Origin of the sequence: Ruminococcus sp. NATIVEDY161, from assembly GCF_045819895.1 — a bacterium.
GTDB lineage: Bacteria > Bacillota > Clostridia > Oscillospirales > Acutalibacteraceae > Ruminococcoides.
The window spans coordinates 841,646-857,447 of sequence record NZ_CP162392.1 but is presented as its reverse complement, the minus strand read 5'-3'; the positions used below and the strand labels follow the sequence as shown (position 1 = coordinate 857,447).

Annotated in this window: 15 protein-coding genes; 14 read left to right on the top strand and 1 reads right to left on the bottom strand. The window is 46.5% G+C overall.

The window, feature by feature from the left end; genetic code table 11:
• Positions 1 to 18 precede the first annotated feature (18 nt).
• From AB1I50_RS04085 to AB1I50_RS04050, 8 genes are all read left to right on the top strand, one after another.
• Positions 19 to 699: a DUF4190 domain-containing protein gene (locus AB1I50_RS04085; RefSeq protein WP_407724976.1), complete on the top strand. Its 681-nt coding sequence runs from the start codon at positions 19 to 21 to the stop codon at positions 697 to 699.
• A gap of 68 nt (positions 700 to 767) precedes the next feature.
• Positions 768 to 1,199, top strand: a complete 432-nt coding sequence (locus tag AB1I50_RS04080; RefSeq protein WP_407724975.1) for a DUF2752 domain-containing protein — start codon at positions 768 to 770, stop codon at positions 1,197 to 1,199.
• A gap of 13 nt (positions 1,200 to 1,212) precedes the next feature.
• Entirely contained in the window at positions 1,213 to 1,731 is a 519-nt protein-coding gene (locus AB1I50_RS04075) for a peptidylprolyl isomerase (protein WP_407724974.1), read from the top strand.
• Between the two features lie 64 nt (positions 1,732 to 1,795).
• On the top strand, positions 1,796 to 2,809 hold the full coding sequence (galE, locus tag AB1I50_RS04070; RefSeq protein ID WP_407724973.1) for a UDP-glucose 4-epimerase GalE: 1,014 nt from the start codon (positions 1,796 to 1,798) through the stop codon (positions 2,807 to 2,809).
• A 249-nt stretch (positions 2,810 to 3,058) separates the two neighbouring features.
• The gene (locus tag AB1I50_RS04065; RefSeq protein WP_407724972.1) at positions 3,059 to 6,388 is read left to right on the top strand and encodes a pullulanase X25 domain-containing protein; all 3,330 of its coding nucleotides are present in this window, start codon (positions 3,059 to 3,061) and stop codon (positions 6,386 to 6,388) included.
• Between the two features lie 208 nt (positions 6,389 to 6,596).
• Complete coding sequence (locus tag AB1I50_RS04060; RefSeq protein ID WP_407724971.1) at positions 6,597 to 7,505, top strand: cohesin domain-containing protein; 909 nt, start codon at positions 6,597 to 6,599, stop codon at positions 7,503 to 7,505.
• 157 nt (positions 7,506 to 7,662) lie between these two features.
• Positions 7,663 to 8,964: a hypothetical protein gene (locus AB1I50_RS04055; protein ID WP_407724970.1), complete on the top strand. Its 1,302-nt coding sequence runs from the start codon at positions 7,663 to 7,665 to the stop codon at positions 8,962 to 8,964.
• A 153-nt stretch (positions 8,965 to 9,117) separates the two neighbouring features.
• The gene (locus AB1I50_RS04050) at positions 9,118 to 10,149 is read left to right on the top strand and encodes a hypothetical protein (RefSeq protein WP_407724969.1); all 1,032 of its coding nucleotides are present in this window, start codon (positions 9,118 to 9,120) and stop codon (positions 10,147 to 10,149) included.
• A gap of 104 nt (positions 10,150 to 10,253) precedes the next feature.
• On the opposite strand, the gene rpmB is transcribed toward AB1I50_RS04050, so the two are convergent.
• Positions 10,254 to 10,442, bottom strand: coding sequence for a 50S ribosomal protein L28 (gene rpmB, locus AB1I50_RS04045; RefSeq protein WP_015523414.1), 189 nt, complete (start codon positions 10,440 to 10,442; stop codon positions 10,254 to 10,256).
• 240 nt (positions 10,443 to 10,682) lie between these two features.
• Between rpmB and AB1I50_RS04040 the strand changes: the two genes are divergently transcribed.
• From AB1I50_RS04040 to AB1I50_RS04015, 6 genes are read left to right on the top strand one after another with little or no spacing between them, the layout of a single operon-like run.
• Positions 10,683 to 11,369: a site-2 protease family protein gene (locus AB1I50_RS04040; RefSeq protein WP_407724968.1), complete on the top strand. Its 687-nt coding sequence runs from the start codon at positions 10,683 to 10,685 to the stop codon at positions 11,367 to 11,369.
• 10 nt (positions 11,370 to 11,379) lie between these two features.
• Positions 11,380 to 12,084, top strand: coding sequence for a segregation and condensation protein A (locus AB1I50_RS04035; RefSeq protein ID WP_407724967.1), 705 nt, complete (start codon positions 11,380 to 11,382; stop codon positions 12,082 to 12,084).
• A 23-nt stretch (positions 12,085 to 12,107) separates the two neighbouring features.
• On the top strand, positions 12,108 to 12,704 hold the full coding sequence (scpB, locus tag AB1I50_RS04030; protein ID WP_407724966.1) for an SMC-Scp complex subunit ScpB: 597 nt from the start codon (positions 12,108 to 12,110) through the stop codon (positions 12,702 to 12,704).
• A gap of 32 nt (positions 12,705 to 12,736) precedes the next feature.
• Positions 12,737 to 13,855: a GerW family sporulation protein gene (gene ytfJ, locus AB1I50_RS04025; RefSeq protein ID WP_407724965.1), complete on the top strand. Its 1,119-nt coding sequence runs from the start codon at positions 12,737 to 12,739 to the stop codon at positions 13,853 to 13,855.
• 50 nt (positions 13,856 to 13,905) lie between these two features.
• Entirely contained in the window at positions 13,906 to 15,036 is a 1,131-nt protein-coding gene (locus tag AB1I50_RS04020; protein WP_407724964.1) for a D-alanyl-D-alanine carboxypeptidase family protein, read from the top strand.
• Positions 15,029 to 15,775: a pseudouridine synthase gene (locus AB1I50_RS04015; protein ID WP_407724963.1), complete on the top strand. Its 747-nt coding sequence runs from the start codon at positions 15,029 to 15,031 to the stop codon at positions 15,773 to 15,775. The genes AB1I50_RS04020 and AB1I50_RS04015 overlap by 8 nt, the downstream gene beginning before the upstream one ends.
• Positions 15,776 to 15,802 lie beyond the last annotated feature (27 nt).

Sequence of the window (15,802 nt, the reverse complement as noted above, 5' to 3'; positions counted from 1 at the left end):
ACAAGGAGGTTACCTGATATGGATAACAACAATAATAATGTGAACCCCAACCCTAACGGCTATCCCCAGCAGCCTGAGCAGCCCGATTATGCCGCACAGTATAATCAGCAGCAGCCTGAGCAGCCTGACTACGCAGCACAGTATAATCAGCAGCAGCCTGTTCAGCCTGACTACAATCAGCAGTACAACCAGCAGCCTGTTCAGCCTGACTACAATCAACAGTACAACCAGCAGCCTGTTCAGCCTGATTACACTCAGCAGTACAATCAGCAGCCTATTCAGCCCGATTACACTCAGCAGTATAATCAGCAGAATGACTATGCACAGCAGTTTAACCAGTACAATCAGGCAAACGGCACCGATTATTCACAGCAGCCTTATCAGCCCCAGCCTATGGGCGGCGGCTATGCTCCCGATAACGGCGAGGTTCTCGCAGGTCCTGCAAAGGTATTCAGCATTATCTCGTTTGTATGCGGTATCGTTTCAATGATTTCATGTTGTTGGGGCGGTTTCCTCACAGGTATCGCCGCAATTGTTTTCTCTATTCTGGCTAAGAAAAAGTTCACAGGCAAAAACACCTTTGCAACACTCGGCCTGGTTTTTGGTATTATCGGCTTAGTTTTGGCAACAATTTTCGCGATTATCTTTGGATGCTCTGCTGCTATGAGCAGTGGTCGCTCAGGTCGTATATACTATTAAAAATTTGCAAATAGTCAATAGGTCGGGCAGGGGCGTTCCCTGCCCGATTTAATTAAAGGGGTGAGGGGTTGCACTATAAAACATATCACAAGGTATTGGTGTTTGTTATTCCTGCCGTATCGTTGGCAGTATTAGGCGCGGCTGCCGTGTTTATTTTATCAAATTTTGAATTATGGCAGTGCCCGTTCCTTTCAATTTTCCATGTTTACTGCGCAGGCTGCGGAGCAACAAGAGCCGCAACTGCCCTTTTGCACGGCGATATTCTCTTATCCCTGCGCCAAAACGCTGTCATAATAGCGGCGATTATACTCGCGCTTATGTGGTACATAGAGCTCGTGCTCAGAGTTTTCGGAAAAAACGTCAGGTTTCCGCTCATCCACAACGCTAAATTTTACTATATTTTATTGGCAGTTTGGCTTGCATATGCCGTACTCCGCAACTTTATACCCGAAATCGCGCCGGTCGGCACACGTGCAGGACTCGGAATAAACTATAATTAAAAGGATGATTAAAATGTCAAATCCAATCGTAACATTCACACTTCAAAACGGAAAGCAAATCAAAGCCGAGCTTTATCCCGAAATCGCCCCGAACACCGTCAATAACTTTTTAAGCCTTGTCAAGAGCGGCTTTTACGACGGACTTACCTTTCACCGTGTAATTTACGGCTTTATGATTCAGGGCGGATGTCCCGAAGGCACCGGAATGGGCGGTCCGGGATATCAGATTAAGGGCGAATTTTCTGCCAACGGCTTCAAAAACGACCTCAAGCACACCGAAGGCGTGCTCTCAATGGCTCGTTCGATGATGCCCGACAGCGCAGGCTCGCAGTTCTTCATTATGCACAAAACCTCTCCTCACCTCGACGGCCAGTATGCCGCCTTCGGCAAGGTAATCGAGGGAATGGACGCGGTAAATGAGATTGCCGAGTGCGATACCGACTTTTCGGACAGACCGCTTGACGATCAGGTGATTGTAAAGGCAGAGGCTGAAACCTTCGGAGTTGACTATCCCGACCCCGAAAAAGCGTAAAATTCCGTATACTATTTAAAAAGGGATTTTTCAGACAGTTTAAAATGACAGGAAAGGACAAAAAATGAACGTATTACTTGCAGGCGGCGCAGGCTATATCGGAAGCCATACTTGCGTCGAGCTTATCAATACAGGACACAGCGTAATAATTGCCGATAACTTCTCAAACTCCTGCCCCGAGGCTGTTAAGAGGGTTGAGAAGCTCACAAATACTCAAATTCCGCTTTACGAGGCGGATGTTTGCGACAAAGAAGCGGTAGAAAAAATCTTTTCTGAAAACAAAATCGACGCCGTAATTCACTTTGCAGGACTTAAGGCGGTCGGTGAGAGCGTCGAAAAGCCCATGCTCTACTACCGCAACAACATCGATTCAACCCTTACCCTGCTCGAAACCATGAGTAAGTACAAGGTCAATAACTTCATTTTCAGCTCGTCGGCTACGGTTTACGGAACTCCCAAGACCGTTCCGCTCGTAGAGACAATGCCCACCGGCAGTCCGACCAACCCATACGGCTGGACAAAGCTGATGATGGAGCAAATTCTCAGCGACACCGCACACGCAAATCCCGACTTTTCGGTTGTTCTTCTCCGCTACTTCAATCCGATCGGCGCTCACGAGAGCGGAACAATCGGAGAGAATCCAAACGGAATTCCCAACAACCTTATGCCGTACATCACACAGGTAGCCGCAGGCAGACTTGAGCAGCTCGGCGTATTCGGTGACGATTACCCGACTCACGACGGCACAGGAGTGCGCGACTATATCCACGTTGTCGATTTGGCAAAGGGACATGTTAAGGCTATTGAGTACGCCGCCGTAAATACCGGCTGCGAGGTGTTCAACCTCGGAACGGGAACAGGCTACAGCGTGCTCGACATCGTAAAGGCGTTTGAAAAGGTTAACGGCGTTAAAATTCCTTATGTAATTAAACCCAGACGCGCAGGCGACGTTGCCGAATGCTTTGCCAATGCTGACAAGGCTGAGAAGATTTTGGGCTGGAAGGCAGAAAAAAATCTTGACGATATGTGTTACGACTCGTGGAACTGGCAATCTCATAATATAAACGGTTACAAGTAACACGATTTTATCATTTTTTGGTGAATTATTTGTAAATGTTATTACGTTAAACCGCGGCTTATTTAAAAATAAGCCGCTTTTTTCTGTGCATTCCTACAAATTTCAGCTTGATAATTCAGCAAATCAAACAAAATATACGAAATCATGAAAAAAACCGTTTCCAATTTCTAAAATTTATTGACTTTTGGACGGCGTTTGTATTATAATATTATTGCTTATAGAAGCATTACTACATAAGGAGGAGAAGAAATGTTCAAAAAAGCATTAAGCATTCTGCTTGCTATTATGCTCGTTGTTTCGTCCGCTTCTATCACAGCAATCAGCGTTGCTGCCGCAGATGGCGAAGAAACAGTGACATACACCGTTGCAGGATCAGACGCTGCTGTTTTTAACGGCTCCGCTTGGGACGCCACAAATGTAGCAAACGATATGACCCTCGACGAAGCATCAGGTAATTATGTTATTACATATACCGATGTACAGCCGGCAGATGCAATCCAACTCAAGGTCGTTAAAGACCACTCATGGGATGAATCCTATCCCCAGCAGAACGTTGCATTCAACGTTAAAACTGCTTGCGACGTTACCGTAACATTCAATCCTGATACTAAGGATGTAACAGTTACCGGCGACGGTGTTGCAGTGGATGAAGACCTCGTGGTTAAAAGCGTAATTGCAGTTGGTAACGGTGAGGATACTTACCTCAATGGCGCAAACTGGGATCCCTGCGACCCCGCAAACGCATTGACTGAGGATCCTGAGAACCCCGGTGTTTGGAAGATGACAATGGAGGGCATCTATGCCTTCGAGAACTACCAGATTAAGTTTGCCATCAACTCGGTAGACGAGGAAGGCAACCCCACATCCAACCCCTGGGCTCACAACTTCGGTTCAGAAGAAGAGAAGATGTATGACGTTAACACAGATCTCGACGCTTTCTATAACGGCCAAAACTGCATCTTCGAGGTAGAGGAAGACGGCTCAACTGTAGAGCTTACTCTTGACCTCAGAAACTTTGACTTTGCAACCAAGTCAGGCGCTAAGATGAGAGTTGACGTTACTGCACCCGAAGAGGCTACAACAGAAGCTCCTGCAGAGGAGACAACAGCTGCTCCCGTAGAGGAGACAACAGCTGCTCCTGCTACTCAGCCTGCTCCCTCAGGTGACGGTCTTACTGTAAACACTACATCAAACCTGTTCGGAGATAGTTCACAGCATTATGCTGAAACTCCCGATACAGTAACAGTAACCTACTACATGAACGTAGACAAGGCACTCCAGCTCCAGGCTATCCAGTTTGGTATTTTCTACGATCCCGAATACCTCACATTCGATCCCGACAAGAACGGCTTCTATGATGAGGACATCGAGGAATACAACTACAATCAGATGTTCCCCGTAGCAGGTGAGCTTGGTGACGTTAACCCGATCACCAGTGAGAACAGAATCATGTTCGCTATCGCTAAGTGGGATGGTCTTAAGCTCAGAAAGAACGGCGAGTTGGTACCTATTGCAACAGCAACATTCGACGTTGTTGACGGCGCTAAGGGTGAGACAACTGTTAACTGCAAGGTTGCAGCTGCTTCACTTACTAACCCCAAGACTGAGGAAGACTACATCATCTACAATGTAAACGGTCTCCAGCAGGAAGCTTATGACTTTGTAACAGGCGGAGATCCTACAGCACTCAACACTGCTCTCGCTGCCGAAGGAGCAGAGCCCGTTGTTGAGACAACAGTTGTTGATACAACAGCAGCTCCCGAGACAGAGCCTGCTACAACAGTTGCTCCCGAGACAGAGCCCGCTACAACAGTTGCTCCCGAGACAGAGCCCGAGCCTACAACAGAGCCTACTCCTATTACAGACGCTGTTTACACAGTAGCAGGTTCATCAGCCGCTATCTTCAACGGCACAGCTTGGGACGCTTCAAACGAAGCTAACGACATGACCTTTAACGAGGCAACAGGTCTTTACGAGATCACATATCCTAATGTACAACCCGCAAAGGCAGTTCAGCTCAAGGTTGTTAAGGATCACGGCTGGGATGAGTCTTATCCCGAGCAGAACGTTTCGTTCAACGTAGACACAGCTTGCGATGTTAAAGTTACCTACAACCCTGTAACCAACGAAGTTAAGGTTGAGGGCGACGGCGTAGTATTTGACGAAGACCTTATTGTTAAGAGCGTAATCGCAGTTGGTAACGGTGAGGATACATACCTCAACGGCGCAAACTGGGATCCCTGCGACCCTGCAAACGCAATGACAGAAGTTGCAGACGGCGTTTGGGAAATGACAATGGAAGACATCTATGCCTTCGAGAACTACAACATCAAGTTTGCTGTTAACTCAGTAGACGAAGAGGGTAACCCCACTTCTAACCCCTGGGCGCACAACTTTGGTTCAGAGGAAGAGACACAGTATCCCGTTAACACAGAGCTCGACGCTTTCTATAACGGCGAGAACTGCATCTTCGAGGTAGAGGAAGACGGCTCAACAGTTAAGCTTCAGCTCGACCTCAGAAACTTCGACTTCAAGACCAAGACAGGCGCTAAGATGACTGTTACAGTTACAGCTCCCGAGCCCGGGCCCACAGAAGAGCCCACAACTGAGCCCGTAGTAACAGAAGAGCCCACAACTGAGCCCGTAGTAACAGAAGAGCCCACAACTGAGCCCGTAGTTACTGAAGAGCCTACAACAGAGCCCGTAGTTACTGAAGAGCCCACAACTGAGCCCGCGCCTACTTCTATTAACCCGAACCTCAATGTTGAGGCAGTTTCCAACATGTTCGCTACTCAGACTAAGGACGCTAAGTTTAGCGACACTGTTGAAATCGCATTCAACCTTGATAAGGCTTACACAGTAGACAGCTTCCAGTGGAAGATGACTTACGACGATACAAAGCTCAAGCTCAATGAGGTTACCACACCCGGCGTTGACATCACTGTATTCAACATTGAGGATGGTAAGGTAAGAGCTGCAGCTTCGAACGCTGTTGATCCGTTCGAGTATGCTGAAGGCGATACATTCGTACTTGTTAAGTTCGAGGTAATCGGCGTCGGCGACACAACAGTTGACCTCAATGTTCAGGTATTTGAGGATCATGAGCCCGAAGAGCCCACAACTGAGCCCATCGTTACTGAAGAGCCCACAACTGAGCCTGTAGTTACTGAGGAGCCCACAACTGAGCCCGTAGTAACAGAAGAGCCCACAACTGAGCCTGTAGTTACTGAAGAGCCCACAACTGTTCCCGAGCCTACAGAAGCTCCTACAACTGAGCCCGTAGTAACAGAAGAGACCACAGCTGCTCCCGAAGAGACCACAGTTGCTCCTGAGGAAACAACAGTTGCTCCCGAAGAGACCACAGCTGCTACCGACGCTCCCTCTGCTACAGGTGATACAACACCTTCAGGTGCAAACGGCAATGGCAGCAGCTCGTCAACATCAGACAGCGCAAGCGGTTCATCTTCAAGCGGTGCAGTACAGACCGGTAGTGCATCTATGGCAATTATCATCCTCCTCGTACTCGTATCCGCGACAGCTGGTATCTACTTTACCCGCAAGAGAAGAGAAGATAAATAATTTGCACTGATGTTCGCAAATAAATAAAAAATAGTTTTTCACCCTCCGGTTTTCCGGAGGGTGTTTTTTTGCATAATTCAAAATTCTGTATTTTTCCGCATATTTAGACGAAATTCCATTAATTTTTATCTAAAAATCACACAAATTACATTGAAATTATTTTCTAAATGATATATAATGTTATTATCAATGTAAAAGGACTGTAGATATGAAACATTACATCGCAAAAATTAGTTCAATCCTTATAGCCGCAATTATTATCCTCACCACGGCTACCACCGCTTTTGCAGAGGATAGTCTAAAAATCAACGGCGCTGATAAAACCGTTAATAAGGGCGATACTATTAAATTCACCTTAAATCTCGCAGATACCCGCGAGGACGTTATCGGTTTTGAGGTTCGCGTATTTTACGATTCCGAAAAGCTTGAGCTTGTTAAGGGCTCTGTAACTTCCGAAACCTTTGACAACCTTTTCTATAACGAAGAAATCAAGGGTAAAATTCCGCTTAACTGGACTGATTTTAACAATCCTGTAAACTGTGCAAATAAAACACCGTTCTTTTCCTGCAATTTCAAGGTTCTTGACGGCGGCGAGGCAAAGTTTACTTACTTTGTAACCGAGCTTTACGGCAACGATATGACATATCTTAAGTCTTACACTTGGTCATACGACGTTACAGACGGTAATGACGCAATAATCACAGACGGCGTTCTTCCCATCACTGACGACGAGGAAACGCTGAACAACCGCCAGTCGCATTTTATTAACTATGTTGACGGCAAGGGAGAGGAAAACTCACCCAATAAGGATAACCACGAATCCGTTGTGGGCAAGCAGCGCTCAACCCAAATCCAGCAGGATGTAGTAGAGGTTACCCGTTACGAGGACGTTCAAAACGGCGGTTCGGGAAGCAAAAACTCCGGCGTTTCTCCGATGTTATTTATCTTCATCGGTATTCCCGTACTGGTTGTCCTGATTATCGTCGCGATTGTTCTTGCGAACAAGAAGAATAAGAAAGCTGCCGACGGTTCCGACTATGACGGCGGAGAGCCGAAATTCGACATTTCTGCCGAGCAGCAGGCGATGGAAGAAGCCGGAGAAACCGACGACGAGTAATAAAATCTCTAATATTTGACCTTTTTACTAAAAAACAGCTAAATATTTGTAAGAAGTTCCAAAAATATATTTGTAATATAATATTGCAATTTAAAATATTATGTTATATAATTAGTATAACCGAATATAATCGGAAATGAATTGGAGGAATAAACTAATGAAAAAGAGAATTTTAGGCGTTGCTCTTGCAGGCGCACTTGCTTTTTCGGCAATCGCAGGCAGCATTGCTACTGTATCTGCAGCAGACGTCCCACCGGATACTAATCGTCTTCCTGAGTATACACCCTCTGCAGGTGTAGAGACTCGTACAGTTATGTTTGCTATGCCTGGTTCATGGATAGGTGAAGAGAAATCTACTACCCGTGAGACATGGGAAAAATACGGCAGTGCTGCCGGTTTGTACTGGTGGGGCGGCGATGATGATCCCAATGATTACCCTGCTGCAAACGGTCATGGTTGGCCCGGCTGGAAGATGAAGAAGGTTTCTGAGGGAGATATCGCTAACCTTTACAGCACTCTTGCTTCTAAGACAGCTCCCAACATGATTTTCAGCAACTTCATCGATGGCGGTATGGATACTTCATATCCAGAGTATACTGCAGCTCAGCAGACAAAGGATCTCCAGGTTGAATACTTTGGTCAGGGTGACTCTGACTACTTCCCGAAGGAGTTCTGGGATTATATGTATGATACTTACTATGATAGATTCGTAGAAGAAGCTGAAAAGCAAAAAGAAGCCGAAGAGAAAAAAGATGAACCAGATTATAAACCTTATACACCTGACTACTCAATTCCCGAGTTCGGCGATTATGCTAATAACTTCTTCTTCGTATTGGACGATGACAGCATTTATCATTATCCGGATAATATGATTTTCGTTACAGATTATCATGAAGAAAGAGCTCAGAAATCTGATTTGTCAGGAAAGCTTGGCTTGGATGGCGCGTTCTACTTCTACTATGGCAACGGCGAGTTCGGTATCTGGCCCACAAGAGAGATGTGCATCGAGAAGGAAGGCCTTACTGTAGACGCAGACAATAAAATTGTTTACGAGGGCACCAAGAAGAACGCTGAAACAGGCGAAGACGAAGCTTTCAAAGAGACTGTTGACGAAAAGACAGGCTTTGTTCTCAGAGAGCACACCGACGCTTATGATAAAACAACAAAGAGAAACTTTGTTGTATTCGGTAACATTTCCGGCAAGTACTGGAGCGATACAACTCCTCCGCCGGCTCCTGCTCCCGAGACAACTGTTGCTCCCGAGACAACTGTTCCCGCAGCTGACAACAACGACGCTACATCCGCACAGGGTGAGAAGTCAAGCTCAGGCACAGGCAGCAACGACTCCAACGGTTCAATCGCTACAGGCGACTACTCTGCAGCAGCAATCTTCGGAGTATTTGCAATTGCAGGTCTTGGCGTATTCTACTTTGTACGCAAGAGACGCAGCAGCAAATAATTTTACTTAACTAATAAAACACTTTCGGCAGAAATGCCGGAAGTGTTTTTTTATTCAAAGCGATTGCTATATGACAGTATTGTTAAATTCTTGATTTTTTGTGTGTATTGTAGTATAATTAGTTAAATATACAAAACTTTGGAGGTGAGAATAATGAATAAAGCTGTTTTGCACAGAGCTTTTGCAATTGTTCTCACTGTTTTTTTACTCACAGTTTCCGTAATTTCGGCTTACGCGGACGAGTCTGATAATACTCAGCCGTCAGCTGTTTCCTCGGAGCCCTCAGAAGCTTTAGGAGCGACAGAGGCTTCAACGGAAATCCCCACAACCGAGCCGATAATCCCTGCAAAGTTCCCTGCGCTGACATTAAACGCAATCTCAAACTTTTTCCCAAAGTCAAGCGCGGAATACAACGCCAATACCAAGGAAATTACTGTTACCTACTGGCTTCGCTCTACAAAGAACATTTTGAGCGTCAACTGGTGTCTTGAGTACGATACCGAGTCGCTCAGCTTTAACCTTGCGAAAAATCCCTCGCAGAATATCTGTCCGTCTATCGGAGAGAATTCCGTAATGTCGTTCCCTGCAAAGGATAAAATCAGCTACTGTGCTTCAAATATGAGCCTGTTTGACTTTTCAAGTCAGGACAAGCCCTTTGTGCAGATTGTCTTTGATGTTATCAATATCAACCCCGACGAGCCGATTTTGTCCAAGGTCGATTTGACCGTGGACAACCTGATTGTCTCCGAAATCGACGCGGCAACGGGCTATTCGGACTCCAAAAATGAGATAACCGTGGTTGAAAATTCAATTGAAAATCCTGCAATCGATCCGATTTTTGAGAGAATAACCAAGATGACAACGCTCACGCCCTCAAACTTTATTCAGGCGACTGAGCCTGTCTCGCAGTCCGAGACCGTGCTTGTCACCGACCAAAACGGTGCTGTAGTCGCGGTGGAAACCGTTGTGCCTCAAACCACCTCGGCTACTCAGCCTACAACATTGTCCACTCAGCCGACAGGCCCGACAAGTCCTACGGTCAACACTGAGGAAACAAAGCCTAAACCGGTTGAGTACGGAAGCGTTGATACCGGACAACCGCTGTTCGCGTGGATTTGCCTCGGAGTAATTACCGTCTCGGCGCTTATCCTTTTCATAATGCGTAAAAAGGAAATAATGTTTTAACTACAAAAAACAAAACACTGCCGGTCTAAAAGCTTTAGATTGACAGTGTTTTTTATTTGCAAAAATAAAGGGAACAGCGTTTGCCGTTCCCTTAGATGTAAAATTTAGTTAGCTCTTGTTACCTTACCTGAACGCAAGCAACGGGTGCAAGCATATACACGCTTGGGCGAACCGTCAACGATAGCTTTAACACGCTGAACGTTGGGCTTCCATGTTCTGTTTGAACGTCTATGTGAGTGAGAAACCTTGATGCCGAACTTTACATCCTTACCGCAGAATTCACATTTTGCCATGCGTCTGCACCTCCTTAATCAAATCAAATTCTATTCCTAACTTTGTTATAATACCAGAAAATTTAAGAAAATGCAAGTGTTTTTTCAAAATTTATTAACTTGTTTTAAAGACTTGTAATTTTTGTTAAAGTATTGTATAATTTAATATGTATATTTTTGACTAATAATTCTTTTGATTAAGATGCTTTAACGCAATAGATTTTAAAGAGTTTTATTTGATAGTATAAATAGGAGGGCGCAATGCTTTCGCAGCTTTTAAGCGGAAATTTCACACTTCAAAACATAATCGCGCAAATTCTCGCGGTTTTGGTTATTATATTTTTGATTTTGCCGTTCCACGAGTGGGCGCACGCATTTACCGCGTCACTGCTCGGGGATAAGGGAATAAAGCAGAGGGGCAGACTCTCGCTAAATCCCCTCAGCCACATCGACCCCATGGGCGCGCTGTGTATGATTTTGTTCGGCTTCGGCTGGGCAAGACCTGTACCCGTGGATTCGCGGTACTTCAAAAATCCCAAGGTAGGCATGGCGATTACCGCGCTGATGGGCCCCGTCGCGAACTTAGTCGCAGGCTTTGTCGGACTTATAATCTATAACGTGCTTTACACCGCTTTTCCTCAGTTTATGTACACAAACGGTTTCGGCCAATTTTTAACGATGTTTATGTCGTTCTACATCAGAGTAAACGTAAACCTCGCGGTGTTCAACCTGCTGCCGATTCCGCCCCTGGACGGCTCAAAAATTCTGTTTACTTTCCTGCCTGACAAGGCGGTTGAGTTTTGCTACAGATACCAGATGATTTTCTTTTTCGCTCTTTTCGCGTTAATTTCATTCGGCCCGTTAAGCGGCTTGCTGAGCTATCTGTCAAACGGATTGATGCAGGGAATGGTTTGGCTTGCGGCGCTGCCGTTCAATATGTTCCGCTGAGGTTGGCACTATGGAAACGACCTTACAGTACAAGCTGCCTGTTTTTGAAGGGCCGCTTGACCTGCTTTTAACATTAATCTCAAAAAATAAAATAGATATTTACGATATTCAAATCTCCGACCTGCTCGACCAGTATATGGAGCAAATCAACCTTATGCAGGAAAATCAAATGGATATCGCCTCTGAGTTTTTGACAATGGCGTCAAGGCTTGTGTATATCAAGTCGGTTATGCTGCTGCCGAAGTACGAGGAAGAGGCTGAGGAGCTCAAAAAGGAGCTCTCTGGACAGCTGCTTGAATACGCTGTATGCCGCGAAATCGCTGCAAAGCTCGGCGTAAGCTACGACTTCGACACGTTTTTCAGAGCGCCGTCACCTGTAGAATTCGATTTGACGTATAACCGTGTTCACCCGAGCGAGGATATCGCAAAGGCTTATGTCAGCGCGGTCGGCAGGGGAAAGCGGAAGCTGCCGCCGTCCGAGCAGGCGTTCTCGGGAATTGTCGCGCATAAGATTGTGTCGGTAAACGGAAAAATCATCCACCTTATGCGCAGGCTCAGACACGGCAAAAAGCTTGAATATCACGAAATTTTTGAAATCTGCGAGGGTAAAAGCGACCTTGTCGCGACGTTTTTGGCTACGCTTGAGCTTGTAAAGGGCAAGCGAATCCGCATTGAAGGCAGCGGAGAAAACGCCGTTGTAAGAATGATTGAGTAAGCGCAGATTGTTGAGGATAAATAATGGAAGAAATTAACATAACCGCCGCTATAGAAGCAATTTTGTTTTCTAACGGCGACTCTGTAGAAAAATCAAGAATTGCCCAGGCGCTTGAAATCCCCGAAAAGCTCGTGGACGAGAGCGTGGACAAGCTCATTGATGATTACAAAGCCCGGGATAGGGGCATAACTATAATAAAGCTCGACTCGGCGTACCAGATGACAGCTGTTAAGCAGTACGCTGAACAAATCCGCACGGTGATGGACTTGCGCAGAAATACTCCGCTGTCGCAGGCGGCACTTGAGGTGCTGGCGGTCGTCGCGTACAACCAGCCGGTTACAAAGGCGTTTGTCGAGCAGGTCAGAGGCGTTGACTGCTCAGGCGTAATCGGAAGCCTTACAACCAAAGGCTTGATTGAGGAAAAGGGAAGGCTTGAGCTTCCCGGCAGGCCGTTGCTTTACGGCACAACAGAGCATTTTTTGCGGTGCTTTAATATTTCTAATCTTGAAGAGCTTCCGCCCTTGCCCGAGGATGATAAAAAGGAAGAGAACGAGGGACAGGAGGAAACCCCTCAGCCCGAAGCTCCTCAGGATGAACAGATGTCGGTGTTCGACGAATAAACGCTTGATTAAGGCGGTAGGAGGGATTGTTCATGATTGGCTGGTACATTTTAATCGGAATAATCCTGTTTATCACGCTGATTTTGATAATTCCTGTCGGCGTTGACGTGTCGTTTGACAAGGAGCTGAAGGTAAATCTCAGAATAGCCTTCCTGTCAATTCAAATCTTACCGGCAAAGCCCGAAAAAGAGAAAAAGCCTAAAAAAGAGAAGAAAAAGAAAAAAGAAGAAGAGCCCAAGGAAGAAGAGCCGAAGGAGAAAAAGCCCAATATAATTAAAGAAAAGGGCATTTCATGGCTTATGGACGTAATCCGCCAGGTTGCGGCAATCGCAGGCGGAATGTTAAAGAGCTTCTTTAAGCACCTTGTGCTGAAAAAGTTTTTCATCAGCATTACCTACGCAGGCGAAAACGCCGAGGACACCGCCGTAAAATACGGATACTTTTGTTCGTCGATATATCCCGCCTTCAGCGTTTTGGTAAGAGTTGCCAAGTGCAAAAAATACGCGATAGATATTTCACCGAACTTTACAAACGGTGAGCAATCCGTTTTTGATATTGATATCTCGCTGAGAATCAGAATTTTTTGGATAGTAGCTCTCGTGTTCAAACACGGCTTCAAGGCGATAAAGCTTTTGCTGAGCTTGCGCAGAGGCAAAAAATCAGAAGTAGAAAAAATTATGTCCGAGATTAATCCGGACTTTAAAGAAGGAGATTATAGTATGGACCATCCTATCGGTAACTTAATGAACGTAACAATGGACAAAATCAAAGAGATGGTTGACGTCAACACTATTGTAGGCGAGCCCATCACTTCATCCGACGGAACGCTGATTATTCCCGTGTCAAAGGTAAGCTACGGCTTTGCTTCCGGCGGCTCCGACCTTCCCACAAAGAAGGAGAGCAAGGACTGCTTCGGCGGCGGTAGCGGTGCAGGCGTTACAATTCAGCCTGTCGCCTTCCTCACTGTTTATCAGGGCGACGTGCGCCTGATTAACGTTGACGGCAACAACACCGGTATCGACCAGATTATCAGCATGGTTCCCGACGTAGTCGGCAAGGTTAAGGGCATAATTGAAAACCGCAAGACCAAAAAGGCTCAGAAATCCGGCAACGACTTTGCCGAGATTACCTCAGACGACGTAGACGTTTGATTAGTTGAATACCATAACCACCCCTGACATATAATTAATGGGGTGTGTTTATGAAAAAATTAATATGCGTTTTAATCTGCGCCGCATTTATCCTGTGCGTGTCAATACCGGTGTATGCCGAGACCGATAACAGCAAAACGGTCGAAACCTCAGCGGTGGCTTTTGTGCTGTACTGTCCGCAGAACGGCAGTATAATTCTTTCAAAGAATGAAAACGAACATAAAAAGCCTGCCAGCACAACAAAGCTTTTGACCTCGCTCATCACGCTTGAACAGGCGGCAAGGGGCAACAGCACCGTGACCTTTACCGATAAAATGACTGCCGAGGGCAGTTCGATGTACCTCGAGTACGGCGACACGGTAAAGCTGAGCGACCTCGCGGCAGGTATGATGATGTGCTCGGGCAACGACGCCGCCAACGCAGCGGCAATCGCAATTTCGGGAAGTTATGAGAAGTTTTCCGGGGTTATGAATTCACGCGCCCAAAGCATAGGGATGAAGAGCTCTCACTTTGTCACCCCGAGCGGACTTGACGACGACAACCACTACACCACCGCGCACGATATGGCTCTGCTTATGGCGGAGGTTCTCAGAAACAAACAGCTTGCGGAGCTAATCTCGCAAAAAAGCGCCACGGTCGATTTTATCAAGCCCGAAAAGCATATGACCTACACCAACCATAACAGGCTGTTGTCGATGTACAGTTACTGCATAGGCGGCAAGACCGGCTATACCGACGCGGCAGGCAGGTGCCTTGTCACGGCTTCAAGGCGCGATAACCTCACGCTGATTTGCGTTACGCTCGACGATAAAAACGACTGGAAAGACCATACGGCGCTTTACGAGTACGGCTTTTCCAAGCTCGGCTGTTACATGGATAATGAGTTTACAGCGGAAATCCCCGTCGCAGGCGGCGAGGATGACTTTGTAACCGTCAGCGCGGACAGCTCCTGCGAGCTTGTCGTAAACAAGGGCGTGGAGAGCAAAATAAAACGCATGGTTAAGCTCGACAGCTTCCTGTTCGCTCCTGTTATGCAGGGCGAAGCGGTGGGCGAAATCGAATACAGCCTGAACGGTAAAACGCTGAAAAAGGCCAGGCTTAAGGCGCAAAACGGCGCGGAAATCAAGAGCGGCAAAAAGGGACTGCTCGAAAAAATAAAGGAACTATTTTTTAATGGATAAAAAAGAACCGATAAGACTTCAAAAATTCATATCCCAGTGCGGAGTTGCTTCTCGCAGAAAAGCCGAGGAGCTGATTTTGCAGGGAAAGGTAAAAATAAACGGAAAAACCGCGATCCTCGGTGACAAGGTAACCGATAAGGACAAGGTTTTTGTCAACGGAAAAAGGATTGTCATTCCGCGCAAGAGCTTCAGGTACATAATGCTCAACAAGCCGCGCGGATTTATCACCACAATGAACGACGAACGCGGCAGAAAATGCGTTGCAGAGCTCGTCAGCGGAGTGGGCGAGAGGGTGTATCCTATCGGCAGGCTCGATAAGGACTCCGAGGGTATGCTCGTTTTTACCAACGACGGCGAGTTTGCAAACAAGCTTATGCATCCGCGCAACAGCGTGTATAAGTTTTACCGCGTGACCGTCCGCCCCGATATCAACGAGGAACAGCTCATTAAGCTTGAAACAGGCGTTGAGCTCGACGGAAAAAAGACCGCGCCTGCAATCGTCCATGTCGTGCACAAAGAGCCCGGCAGAGTTGTGCTCGAGATGATACTTCACGAGGGCAAAAACCGCGAAATCCGCAGAATGTGCGACGCTGTCGGCTTAGAGGTCGCAAGGCTCAAGCGCACTCAAATAGGCGGTGTAAAGATGGGAATGTTAAAGCAGGGCGACTGGCGCGACCTGACTGAAAAGGAGATTAAGAACCTTACGGCAAACCCCATTGTCAACGGCAGAACAATATAAAAGCAATTTATTAACAACAATTCGCAA

Bases quoted from the DNA above. Each gene is read 5' to 3' on its own strand.
- AB1I50_RS04060 (WP_407724971.1), top strand. From the start codon at position 6,597: ATGAAACATTACATCGCAAAAATTAGTTCAATCCTTATAGCCGCAATT.
- AB1I50_RS04020 (WP_407724964.1), top strand. From the start codon at position 13,906: ATGAAAAAATTAATATGCGTTTTAATCTGCGCCGCATTTATCCTGTGC.
- galE (WP_407724973.1), top strand. From the start codon at position 1,796: ATGAACGTATTACTTGCAGGCGGCGCAGGCTATATCGGAAGCCATACT.
- AB1I50_RS04035 (WP_407724967.1), top strand. From the start codon at position 11,380: ATGGAAACGACCTTACAGTACAAGCTGCCTGTTTTTGAAGGGCCGCTT.
- AB1I50_RS04055 (WP_407724970.1), top strand. From the start codon at position 7,663: ATGAAAAAGAGAATTTTAGGCGTTGCTCTTGCAGGCGCACTTGCTTTT.
- AB1I50_RS04040 (WP_407724968.1), top strand. From the start codon at position 10,683: ATGCTTTCGCAGCTTTTAAGCGGAAATTTCACACTTCAAAACATAATC.
- ytfJ (WP_407724965.1), top strand. From the start codon at position 12,737: ATGATTGGCTGGTACATTTTAATCGGAATAATCCTGTTTATCACGCTG.
- AB1I50_RS04075 (WP_407724974.1), top strand. From the start codon at position 1,213: ATGTCAAATCCAATCGTAACATTCACACTTCAAAACGGAAAGCAAATC.
- AB1I50_RS04085 (WP_407724976.1), top strand. From the start codon at position 19: ATGGATAACAACAATAATAATGTGAACCCCAACCCTAACGGCTATCCC.
- AB1I50_RS04015 (WP_407724963.1), top strand. From the start codon at position 15,029: ATGGATAAAAAAGAACCGATAAGACTTCAAAAATTCATATCCCAGTGC.
- AB1I50_RS04050 (WP_407724969.1), top strand. From the start codon at position 9,118: ATGAATAAAGCTGTTTTGCACAGAGCTTTTGCAATTGTTCTCACTGTT.
- scpB (WP_407724966.1), top strand. From the start codon at position 12,108: ATGGAAGAAATTAACATAACCGCCGCTATAGAAGCAATTTTGTTTTCT.
- rpmB (WP_015523414.1), bottom strand. From the start codon at position 10,442: ATGGCAAAATGTGAATTCTGCGGTAAGGATGTAAAGTTCGGCATCAAG.
- AB1I50_RS04065 (WP_407724972.1), top strand. From the start codon at position 3,059: ATGTTCAAAAAAGCATTAAGCATTCTGCTTGCTATTATGCTCGTTGTT.